Consider the following 11,606-nt stretch of genomic DNA (forward strand, 5'->3'; position numbering starts at 1 on the left):
TTCGTTATTGTCATTTAACAACGCATTAAATTGGTGTTATAAGGTATAATTTATATTTTCGCAGAAACAAAATTTAAATACATGGAAGAATTTGAAGTAAGTGACGCATCTAAGAAAACCAAAACAGTATATATCTCTACTATTTTTAGTATTGCATTGGTTTTATTAATGCTTGGGTTACTTGGCTTAGTACTTGTTCATGCCAAAAACTTATCTAACTATGTTAAAGAAAACATTGTTTTAAATATTATTGTTGATGAGGGCGCTAAAGAAGCCGATGTTTTAACCTTCCAGAAAGAATTAAATGCCAATCCTGCGGTAAAACAAACTCAATATGTAAATAAAGAATTAGCAGCCCGAAACCTGACCCAGGATTTAGGAGAAGATTTTGTTAACTTTTTAGGTTATAACCCGCTTACATCAACTTTTGACGTGTATTTGAAAGCAGAATATGCAAACAATAAAAGTATTGATGCTTTAAAAGCAAGTATTTCTAAAAACCCTGTTGTTAAAGAAGTGGTTTACCAAAGTTCTTTAATTGATATGGTTAATAAAAACATAAACACCATTGGTTTAATTATTTTAGCTTTTGCTGCCGTACTTTTAGTAATAGCCATTGCATTGATTAACAATACAATACGATTAGCCATTTACTCTCAACGTTTTTTAATTAAAAGTATGCAGCTGGTTGGTGCAACGAAAAATTTTATCAGACGTCCTTTCTTATTATTTGCAGCCCTTCACGGATTAATAGCAGCTTTCATTGCAATTATTATTTTGTTGGGTACATTAATTTATGCCAGAAAAGAAGTTCCTGAAATTATAATCTTAAACAATTATAAAGAGTTTGGAATTGTATTTATTGGTTTATTAATTATTGGCATATTTATAACCGGTATTAGTACCTGGTTTGCAGTAAGCAGATATTTACGTTTAAAATCTTATCATTTATATAGATAATGGCAGAAAAAAAAACAAGTCCTGCAAGCCAGGGCGTTAAAAACGAATTGGTTTTTGGTAAAAAAAATTATCAGTTACTCTTAATTAGTATAGCTATTGTTGCTGTAGGTTTCATTTTAATGATGGGTACCACTGACATATACGACTTTAGAAAAACCTTACTTGCTCCTTTAGTTGTGCTATTTGGTTTTGCATTTGGTATTTACGCAATACTTAAGAAGTAATTTAACCTGATTAAAAGAAAACGCTTAAAAACTAAGCGTTTTCTTTTTTGCTATAACATTATTGTATGAATTATTTTGAAACTGTTATCCTTGCAGTAATTGAAGGATTAACAGAGTTTTTGCCTGTATCGAGTACCGGGCATATGATTATTGCATCCTCATTGATGGGCATTGCAACAGATCCATTTGTAAAGCTATTTACCATTGCCATACAACTTGGCGCCATTCTTTCGGTATTGGTTTTATATTTCAAACGTTTCTTTAAATCTGTTAACTTCTATTTAAAACTGATTGTTGCTTTTATTCCGGCGGCCGTTTTTGGCTTGCTGTTAAGCAAAAAAATAGATGAGCTTTTAGAAAGTCCTTTAGCTGTAGGCATCTCTCTTTTTGTTGGTGGCATTATTTTATTATTTGTAGATCAATGGTTTAATAAACCAACCATTAATGAAGAAGAAAACGTAAGCTACCTAACTGCATTAAAAATTGGTTTTTTCCAATGTATTGCAATGATACCTGGTGTTTCGCGCTCAGGCGCGACCATTGTTGGTGGTATGACCCAAAAATTAAGCAGAAAGGTAGCAGCAGAATTTTCTTTCTTCCTTGCTGTACCAACCATGTTTGCTGCAACCGGAAAAAAATTATATGATTTTTACAAAGAAGGTCACACCATTACACACGAACAAGCCAATTTACTAATTATCGGAAACGTAATTGCATTTATTGTGGCTTTGCTGGCTATAAAAAGTTTTATAGGCTATCTAAATAAACATGGTTTCAGGGTTTTTGGCTGGTACAGAATTATTGTTGGCTTAGCCATTATCATTCTATTATTAACCGGACATAACCTGCAAATTATATAGGTTAAGTATTATCCAGTTACGGGGGCGCGAAGGTGTTTAAACAAATTGTTATTTCGTAACAGATACTAATCTGTATCTTTGTAGAAAAAAGATTTTGAGTACAGAAAATCCAAAGTTTAAAGATTTCAATTTTGCCGAGGGCGAACTTTTATTAATCAACAAGCCCTACAAATGGACCTCATTTGATGTGGTTGGCAAAATCCGCAATTCATTAAAGCCACAAAAACTTAAAGTTGGGCACGCCGGAACCTTAGATCCACTTGCTACCGGCCTTTTAATTATTTGTACAGGTAAATTAACCAAACAAATTGATACCTTCCAGGCCGAAGAAAAAGAATACACCGGAACAATGATTCTGGGCGCTACTACCCCATCTTTCGATATGGAAACGGAAGTAGACAATACTTTTGATATCAGCCAAATTACTGAAGCACAAATTTATGCTGCTACAGCACCTTTTACAGGTGATATAGAACAATATCCACCTGCACATTCTGCAGTAAAAATTAATGGGGAGCGTTTATATGTTAAGGCAAGGTTGGGCGAAGAAGTAGAGCTTCGCAAACGTTTTGTAAGTGTACCGGCATTTGAAATTACCAGGATTGAGCTTCCTGAAATTGACTTCAGGATTGTTTGCAGCAAGGGCACCTACATTCGCTCTCTGGTTTCTGATTTTGGTAAACAATTGAATAACGGCGCATATTTATCCAAACTTACCCGAACCCGTAGCGGAAACTTTTTGCTCTCAGATGCGTTTGAGGTTTTAGAACTCGTTAATTATATTCGCAGTAAAAAAGAAGAAGCAAAAACTGAAACGCAGCATGAACCACATTAAAAATAAAAATACCCGTTACATAAAAGAGCTTTTTCTAATTACTGCAGGTATAACTTCTGCTTGTTTTGGCTTAAAAAGCTTTTTAATGCCCAGTCATTTTATTGATGGTGGCGTTACTGGTATTTCGCTTTTAATCAGTACTTTAACTAAATTTCAGCTTTCTTATTTAATCATCATCATTAATATTCCATTTGTAATTTTAGGTTACAAGCAAATTGGTAAAGGTTTTGCCATTAAAACCGCGGCAGCAATTGTGGCCTTATCTATTGCCTTAATTGTTTTGCCTTTTCAGCCCATCACACACGATAAATTATTGATTGCATTTTTTGGCGGTTTCTTTTTAGGTGGTGGTATTGGCTTAGCCATGCGTGGTGGCTGCGTAATTGATGGAACAGAAGTTTTAGCCCTTTACATCAGCAGAAATAGTCCACTTACTGTTGGAAATATTATCCTCATTTTAAACATCATTATTTTTGGTTTTGCCGCCATCTTTTTAAATATCGAAACAGCCCTTTACGCCATTTTAACGTACTTATCGGCTTCTAACACCATCGATTTTATTGTAAATGGTTTAGAGCAATATACTGGTGTAACCATAATTTCTGAAAAGAAAGACGACATCCGCGAATACATTATCCATGAAATGAAACGTGGTGTAACCATTTATAAAGGCGAGGGCGGTTACGGAGAAAAGAAAGACATTGACATTCTTTACACCGTAGTTACAAAACTTGAAATGAGCAAATTGCAAAGCATGATCAGGCAAATTGATGCTGATGCTTTTGTTATTCAACAACAAATAGCGGATTTAAAGGGCGGTGTTGTAAAAAAACACAGTGCCCTTCATTAATCCAAATACAACATTTTTAATATTATTCTCTTGAAAATATACAATAACCTATCCGATTTTGCTAAGTTAAACCATGCTATAGTAACCATTGGAACTTTTGATGGCGTACATTTCGGGCACCAGAAAATCATTAAACAACTGGTAGAAAAGGCGAAAAGTAGCGGTGGAGAAAGTGTAATCCTCACTTTTTTCCCCCATCCACGGATGATTATCGATCCAGAAAATCAGGATTTGAAAATGATCAATACCATAAATGAAAAGGCTGGTATTTTAGAAAACCTGGGTGTAGATCATTTAATTATCACCCCTTTTACCAGGGATTTTTCTAACCAGTTACCACAAGATTACATTAAAAACATCCTTGTAAATACCATCGGAACCAAACACATTATCATTGGTTACGACCATCGCTATGGCAAAGACCGATCGGGCAATTTAACTGATTTAAAAAGTGCAGGTTTAGATTACGGCTTTAGCGTTGAAGAAATTGCGGAGCAGGACATTCACGATGTGGCAGTAAGTTCAACTAAAATCCGCCAATCTCTTTTAGAAGGCAATGTAAGTTTAGCAGCCGATTACCTGGGTTATTCTTTCTCTATATTTGGCCGTGTAATTAAAGGTGATAAAATTGGAAGAACCATTGGTTTCCCTACCGCTAATATTTTTGTGGAAGAAACTTATAAACTAATCCCCGGCGACGGCATTTATGCGGTTACGGTAGAAATGAGCCTGCAACCTGAAGATCAGGACGCAAGCGTTAAACCTCAATCTGCAGCATTAAAATTACCAGTTTCGAACAGCAAAGTACGTACCTATAAAGGCATGGCTTATATTGGCCAGCGACCTACCATAAACGGAATGACCAGAAATATTGAGGTTAATATTTTCGATTTTAACCAGGAAATATACGGGCAGGATATTAAAATGAATTTCTTAAAATTTTTGCGCCATGATGTAAAATTTACAGGCTTGGAGGCGTTAAAAGTTCAACTGCAACAGGACAAAGAAGATACTTTAGCTTATTTTAAATCATTGTCATAAAATAGATTTAATCCATTTTTCCCTTCCAAAAAAGCCTTATTTTCGCTATATTTACGGCAATGAGGCTTTTTTACGTTACACTTCTTTTTTTATTTTCGTTATCTTTTGCAAGCACTGCATCGCAAAAAAAGGAAGCTAATGGCCCCACAAAAACTTTTAAAACCGGCGTTATTTCTTGTTTTTTTCAAACAAAATCCAGCATTAGCACTTGGAATGATAATGAAACCATTCAAAAAGATTTCATTTCAAATAACACCATAAAAACATTAAGCAGCTGTTTACTCCTGCTGCTATTTTCATTTTTTATTTTATCAAAGCATACCAGTTCCAATGCTAAAGTTATAATTAAAAGATTAAAGCATAAATATTGGTGCGTATTTAAAATGCTTTACCCGAAACATTTTTTCTGGTAAGTTGTAGATTAATTTAAGTTAGCTTGCTGTTTTTCAGCATTTTTTAACCTTCTTAACTAATTTAAGAAGGAAGCACGGAGTTCTTCTCCTGATTATTTAATTACAATTTCATTTGATAAATGCATTTACCTAATTTAATTTCCGATTTAGGTTTAATTCTTGCTGCAGCAGGAATAACCACACTTATATTTAAAAAAATAAGACAACCATTGGTGCTTGGCTATATTATAGCAGGCTTATTGGTGGGGCCATATTTAGATTTCCTACCAACCGTTACCGATAGAAAAAGCATCGAAATTTGGGGCGAGATTGGTGTAATCTTCCTTCTTTTTAGTTTAGGTCTTGAGTTTAGTTTTAAAAAGCTGGTTAAGGTTGGAGGTGCCGCTTCCATTACGGCCATTGTAAAGGTATTTTTTGTGCTGGCCTCGGGTTACCTTGTTGGTAAATTAATGGGCTGGTCTGATATGAACAGTTTATTTCTTGGGGGGATATTATCCATTTCCTCCACCATGATTACCATTAAAGCCTTTGAAGAGCTTGGCATTAAACATAAGAAATTTGCCGGATTGGTTTTTGGAGTGCTAATTGTTGAAGATTTGGTAGCTATTTTACTCCTTGTTTTATTTTCAACGGTGGCGGTAAGCCAGCAATCAGCTGGGCCAGAAATGCTGCAGTCTATTTTAAAGTTGGGTTTCTTTTTAATTTTATGGTTTTTGGGTGGTATATTTTTAATTCCATCTTTCTTAAAAGCCACAAAAAAGCTAATGAACGATGAAACCATGCTTGTAGTGTCATTGGCATTATGTTTAGTCATGGTTATATTGGCCGATAAGGTAGGATTTTCTGCTGCATTGGGCGCTTTTATTATGGGTTCTATTTTAGCTGAAACCACGCAAGCCGAACGGATTGAGCATTTAACCAAGTCGGTAAAGGACCTTTTCTCTGCCGTTTTCTTTGTCTCAGTAGGTATGCTGATTGATCCATCCATGCTGGTTAAATATGCCGTTCCAATTATCATCGTAACCCTGGTTATTGTAGTTGGTAAAATACTCAGTACCATATTAGGTGCTTTACTTTCTGGCCAGCCCCTAAAAACATCTGTACAAGCAGGAATGAGTTTAGCACAAATCGGTGAGTTTTCTTTTATCATCGCCTCTCTTGGTTTATCCCTAAAAGTAACCAGCGATTTCTTATACCCAATTGCAGTTGCCGCAGCAGCAATTACAACTTTTACAACCCCATACTTAATTAAACTTTCTGAACCTTTTTACAATCTTTTGGTTAAAATTTTACCAAAAAAATGGCAAGATGGGATTGACAGATACAGTTCGAGTACGGAGGGTATTACCAAACTAAGCGACTGGCGCATTTTACTGAGGTCTTACGCGTTTAATACCATTATACACTCCGTTATCATTATTGCGATTATTTTTCTGGCTTATCGGTTTATACAGCCTTTTATGACGCAACATTTTGCTAATGAATTAACCTCAACTATAATTAGCGTTATTATTTCATTTATTTTAATGTCGCCCTTTTTATGGGCATTGTCCATCAGGAGAATTCAAAAAACAGCTTATTCTCATCTCTGGCTGAATAAAAAATATACACGGGGGCCATTAATTGCCATTGAAGTTTTCAGAATTGCATTAGGAATCTTTTTTGTAGGTTTTTTAATGTACGAGTTCTTTGATACCTGGGTAGCAGCAGGTATTGCACTTGCCTTAATTGTATTGATGATGGTTGTATTTTCAAGGAGACTGCAATCTTTCTACAATAAACTGGAAAAGCGCTTTATCCTGAATTTAAATGCACGGGAAAATCAAAAACCAGATATTTTACCGTGGGATACGCACTTAACGGAAATAAAGGTTTCGCCTGAATCTGAAGTGGTGGGTAAAACTTTATCCGAGTTGATGATTCGTGAAAAATATGGGGTTAATATTGCGATGATTGAACGGGGAAAGATGAATATCCCAACACCTGGCCGCGAAGAAAGATTATATCCAAACGATAAATTACTGTTGATCGGAGCTGATGATCAGCTTGCATCAGTAAAGAACCTGCTGGAAGTTGAATTACCAGAAATTGAAGCAGAAAATAATTTCCCTGATAAAGAAATGACCTTACAAAAAGTAGTGGTTAATCAAGAATCGCCAGTTTATGGTTTAAGCATCAGAAATGCAGGCATCAGGGAAAAAGCGCAAGCCTTAATCGTTGGTATTGAAAGAGGTGCAGAGCGGATTTTAAATCCTTCATCAGATTTTGTTTTTGATAATGGTGATGTGATCTGGATTGTTGGAAATACCAAAAAAATTAGAGAAGTAATTTAACTCACCAGATGATAATAATTCGTCATGCTAAAAAAACCGGCATGACGAATTTATTTTGAGGCGGCAATATCCGTATCGTACTCTTTTATATTAATTTAAGCCAAACAGGATACATTACTTCCTTTAGCTTTACCAGCTAATCCATACTTTTGACTAACCGTTAAAAATACTATATTCGTGTTCAACCTAACCAATGAAAATAGATAGAGACAAAAGCGAATTTTTGGATGATGTTATTGAACAATGGCAGCAGGAAGGCTTAATTAACGAAGAAACCGGAACCAAGCTTAAAAAAAGTTATGAAGCCAAGAATTTTGACTGGTTAAGACTGGCGCAATACGCATTCTGGGTAGCCCTTGCGTGTGGGTTTATAGCTTTAGGCTCTTTATTAATTGATAATTCTATCCTTAACTATCTGAAAAGGGTTTATAATACACCTAATATTGTAATTGCAATTGTGTCGGCTGGTTTAGCTGCTTGGCTCTATATTTTGGGTTTCAGGCGAAAGAAAAAGCTTGCTCATTTAAAGTTTAGTAATGAAGCCATTGTCTTCTCTGCAATTTTATTAACGGCTAATGCCATTGCCTACTTTGGTAAAGCTTTGGACAATGGTTCGGGTAATTTTTCTGTGCTTATTTTAATTTCCGTATTTATTTATGGTGCATTAGGTTACGTTTTCAATTCGCGGTTAATCTGGATATTTGCTTTAATCTCATTGGGTGCCTGGTTTGGTACGGAAACGGGTTATTTAAGCCGCTGGAATTATTATTTCCTGGGCATGAATTATCCGTTACGTTTCGTAATTTTTGGAGCGGTATTAACAGCTTTATCCTTTATTATGAAAGGTTTTACCAAAACACAGCATTTTTTCCAGGTAACGTATATAGCCGGAATGGTTTACCTCTTTGTTTCTTTATGGGCACTTTCCGTATTCGGAAACTTTGCAAGTTTAGAAGAATGGTATGCAGTAAGGCAATTGAGTTTATTTTACTGGGCGCTAATTTCAGCAACAGTTTGCGTTGCCAGTACCTTATTCGGATTAAAATATCATGATGATATCGCCCGTGAATTTGGCATCACTTTTCTTTTTATAAACTTATACACCCGCTATTTCGAATATTTCTGGGACAGCTGGCATAAGGCACTTTTCTTTGCAGTTTTAGCGGCTTCATTTTGGCTAATCGGCAGAAAGGCAGAAAAGATATGGAATGTAGAGTTTTTGAAATAAAGAACAGCTAAAGAGCAAAAATCATTAATACGACTGATGCGGACCATCAGTCGTATTAATATTGAGCACTACCCTCCTACAGCAACTAAATGAGCACCTTCAATACAGCTTGCCGTTCCTGAATCGCCTTGCGACATCGTTACCGTAGCACTACAATTACTTGGCTGATTATTCCAACAGCACTTATAACTGCAATCTCCGGTTTCAAGTGAAGGTGAAAACGGACCACCACCAATTACTTCTTTCAATTCGGTTCTCGAAAGTTTTTTGAAATTTTTCATAATAAATATATTTATGTTAGAACTTAAATATAGAAATTTATAAAATAAATCACAAATATGTGATAAAATATTTTTTCAAAGAAAATTTATTTTAAATCAACTAAACAATCTTCTTTAACATAAAAAAGCCCGGATTAAAAAACCGGGCCTTTATCTTATTAATTAAGCTTTTCAGCAAGCATTTTCATTTCGATATGAGGAGATCTGTTTTTATATAAAATATTATATACTGCAGTACAAATTGGCATGCTTACATCAAATACCTCATTTTTAATCTGCATACATTTGGCTGCATAGTAACCTTCGGCAATCATGTTCATTTCCAGCTGTGCCGATTTTACGGTATAGCCCTTCCCCACCATATTTCCAAAGGTTCTGTTGCGGCTAAACTGAGAGTAAGCGGTAACTAAAAGGTCGCCCAGGTAAGCTGATTCTTTTATATCCCGGTTAATTGGATGAACAACATCAACAAATCGTTTAATTTCCCTGATGGCGTTGCTAATCAGTACAGCCTGGAAATTATCGCCATAACCAATACCATGGCAAATGCCACTTGCAACGGCATAAATATTTTTCAATACCGCCGCGTATTCTGTACCAAAAATATCGTCAGATACATTGGTTTTAATATATCGTGTATTTAAGAAAGATGCAAAAACTCCTGCTTTTTCAACATCTGTACAGGCAATGGTTATGTAAGAGAGTTTTTCCAGTGCAACTTCTTCTGCATGGCAAGGGCCACTAACCACCAAAATATCGTGATATGGAATTGCATATATCTCGTGCAAAAACTCACCAACAATCAGGTTGTCTTCCGGAACTATGCCTTTAATGGCCGATATGATTTTCTTTCCTTTTAAATCTTCTGGTGTAACACCTTCAAGGCTCGACTTTAAAAAAGCGGCCGGAACGTTCAAAATAATATACTCAGCAGCTTTTATAATGGAGTTTATATCCGAGGAAATATTTTCTCCGGATAGTTTAAGTTCCACAGAACTGATGTAATGTGGATTATGTTTAAATCTTTTGATGTGTTCAATGGCTTCACCATTTCTCATCCACCAATAAATTTCCTTTTCAGACAAATTATCTGATAACATTTTTACAATGGCAGTCGCCCAGCTTCCGCCCCCTATCATTGCTATTTTAGGTACCATGCTTATAAAATAAAAATCCCGGCTTAAAGTTTTAAACCGGGACAATTTAATTATTAAATATGGTTATCTGACCTTACTTTTTAGCGTCTTTGCTAAATAATTGGTCTTTAGATGTTTTCTCTACAATCATTCCATCCTGTAATTTGTTTTGGATAGCAGAATACGGACCTGTAACAATTTCCTGGCCTGCTTTAATTCCAGATTTTACAATGATAAACTGATCATTTTGAATACCTGTGGTTACTTCAACTTTTTTAACTTTCTTATCTGTGTTGTATACATACACATATTGCTTAACTTTTTTATCGGTCAGCTTAGATTTTTGTTTGTCGGTATTTTCCTGATTTCCATCACCACCACCTGCTTTACTATCTGTAAATACGGCCTGAATAGGAACAGCTAAACCATTTACCGATTCGCTTTCAACATCTACGGTTGCCGACATTCCGGGGCGGAAAATTGATTGTTGCTTACCAGCCAATTCTTCAGTAATTCTAATTTTTACGGAGAAGTTTGTAACCTGATCTACAGATGTTGATGTAGTGGTACCAACTGCCGTGGATGAACTTGCAATTTCAGTAACCACACCTCTAAACTTACGATCTGAGAATGCATCTACTTCTATATTTGCTTTATCACCAACTTTTACGCGGGTAATGTCGTTTTCATTTACATCAACATTTACTTCCATTGATGAAAGATTAGAAATACGCATAATTTCTGTACCTGCCATTTGAGAGGTACCTAAAATCCGGTCCCCCAATTCAATAGATAGCTTTGAAACTACTCCATCAACTGGCGCATAAATAGTGGTTTTAGCTAAATTTGCACCTGCTTCTTTAACATTTGCGCCTGTTTGCTCTAAAGTAAACCTTGCACCAGTAACGCCTTCTTTAGCACTTGCCAAATTTGCTTTGGCGGTTAAATAGGTTGCTTTAGCGGCATCAAATTCAGAGGCTGAAATTACTTTCTTGTTAAACAATTCTACATTACGCTTATAAGTAGCTTCTGCATTTACAAAATTAGCCTGGTTTTGTATTAATTGTTGTTGAGCTGAAGCAACACTTGATTTTTGAGCGTTATAAGTTGCAACGGTTCTTTCGTAACCTGATTGCAACACATCTGGTCTAACTTTACAAAGCAATTGTCCGGCTTTAACCACATCACCTTCTTTTACTTTTAGTTCAACCACCTCACCAGATACCTCAGAGCTTAATTTTACTTCAGTTTCTGGTTGTATTTTACCACTTGCTGTTACAGTTTCCACAACGGTTTTATCAGCTGCTTTTTCTGTGGTTACTTTTTCGATTTTATTTCCACCAATAACGCCAGCCATTTTTAATCCGATCAGAATAACCAGAATAACAACTATGGTAATAATAATGTGCTTCAGTTTCATAATTTATTGTATTGTTTTTGATTTA

General features: G+C 35.5%; 11 protein-coding genes. 8 read left to right on the forward strand and 3 right to left on the reverse strand.

The window, feature by feature from the left end; translation table 11 throughout:
* The first annotated feature begins 81 nt into the window (after nt 1–81).
* The 8 genes from R2Q77_RS18405 to R2Q77_RS18440 all read left to right on the forward strand — a co-directional run bounded on the left by R2Q77_RS18405 (nt 82) and on the right by R2Q77_RS18440 (nt 8,744).
* Complete coding sequence (locus tag R2Q77_RS18405; RefSeq protein ID WP_316805193.1) at nt 82–960, forward strand: cell division protein FtsX; 879 nt, start codon at nt 82–84, stop codon at nt 958–960.
* The gene (locus tag R2Q77_RS18410) at nt 960–1,184 is read left to right on the forward strand and encodes a DUF3098 domain-containing protein (RefSeq protein ID WP_316805194.1); all 225 of its coding nucleotides are present in this window, start codon (nt 960–962) and stop codon (nt 1,182–1,184) included. Before R2Q77_RS18405 ends, R2Q77_RS18410 begins: the two co-directional genes overlap by 1 nt.
* 65 nt (nt 1,185–1,249) lie before the next feature.
* Nucleotides 1,250–2,044 carry an undecaprenyl-diphosphate phosphatase gene (locus tag R2Q77_RS18415; protein WP_316805195.1) on the forward strand — a complete coding sequence of 265 codons (795 nt, stop codon included), beginning with the start codon at nt 1,250–1,252 and terminating at the stop codon, nt 2,042–2,044.
* A 94-nt stretch (nt 2,045–2,138) separates the two neighbouring features.
* Nucleotides 2,139–2,879 carry a tRNA pseudouridine(55) synthase TruB gene (gene truB, locus R2Q77_RS18420; RefSeq protein WP_316805196.1) on the forward strand — a complete coding sequence of 247 codons (741 nt, stop codon included), beginning with the start codon at nt 2,139–2,141 and terminating at the stop codon, nt 2,877–2,879.
* Nucleotides 2,866–3,729: a YitT family protein gene (locus R2Q77_RS18425; protein ID WP_316805197.1), complete on the forward strand. Its 864-nt coding sequence runs from the start codon at nt 2,866–2,868 to the stop codon at nt 3,727–3,729. The genes truB and R2Q77_RS18425 overlap by 14 nt, the downstream gene beginning before the upstream one ends.
* Nucleotides 3,730–3,759: 30 nt before the next feature.
* Nucleotides 3,760–4,770, forward strand: a complete 1,011-nt coding sequence (locus R2Q77_RS18430) for a bifunctional riboflavin kinase/FAD synthetase (protein WP_316805198.1) — start codon at nt 3,760–3,762, stop codon at nt 4,768–4,770.
* A gap of 532 nt (nt 4,771–5,302) precedes the next feature.
* The gene (locus tag R2Q77_RS18435) at nt 5,303–7,516 is read left to right on the forward strand and encodes a cation:proton antiporter (protein WP_316805199.1); all 2,214 of its coding nucleotides are present in this window, start codon (nt 5,303–5,305) and stop codon (nt 7,514–7,516) included.
* A 193-nt stretch (nt 7,517–7,709) separates the two neighbouring features.
* Nucleotides 7,710–8,744, forward strand: coding sequence for a DUF2157 domain-containing protein (locus R2Q77_RS18440; RefSeq protein WP_316805200.1), 1,035 nt, complete (start codon nt 7,710–7,712; stop codon nt 8,742–8,744).
* A 68-nt stretch (nt 8,745–8,812) separates the two neighbouring features.
* Here the strand turns inward: R2Q77_RS18440 and R2Q77_RS18445 are convergent, their stop codons facing one another.
* The 3 genes from R2Q77_RS18445 to R2Q77_RS18455 form a co-directional block, all read right to left on the reverse strand.
* Nucleotides 8,813–9,025, reverse strand: a complete 213-nt coding sequence (locus tag R2Q77_RS18445; protein WP_316805201.1) for a bacteriocin-like protein — start codon at nt 9,023–9,025, stop codon at nt 8,813–8,815.
* 158 nt (nt 9,026–9,183) lie between these two features.
* Entirely contained in the window at nt 9,184–10,182 is a 999-nt protein-coding gene (locus R2Q77_RS18450; RefSeq protein WP_316805202.1) for an NAD(P)H-dependent glycerol-3-phosphate dehydrogenase, read from the reverse strand.
* Nucleotides 10,183–10,255: 73 nt separating this feature from the next.
* On the reverse strand, nt 10,256–11,581 hold the full coding sequence (locus R2Q77_RS18455; RefSeq protein ID WP_316805203.1) for an efflux RND transporter periplasmic adaptor subunit: 1,326 nt from the start codon (nt 11,579–11,581) through the stop codon (nt 10,256–10,258).
* Nucleotides 11,582–11,606: the final 25 nt, after the last annotated feature.

The organism is Pedobacter nototheniae (assembly GCF_032678625.1).
GTDB lineage: Bacteria > Bacteroidota > Bacteroidia > Sphingobacteriales > Sphingobacteriaceae > Pedobacter > Pedobacter nototheniae_A.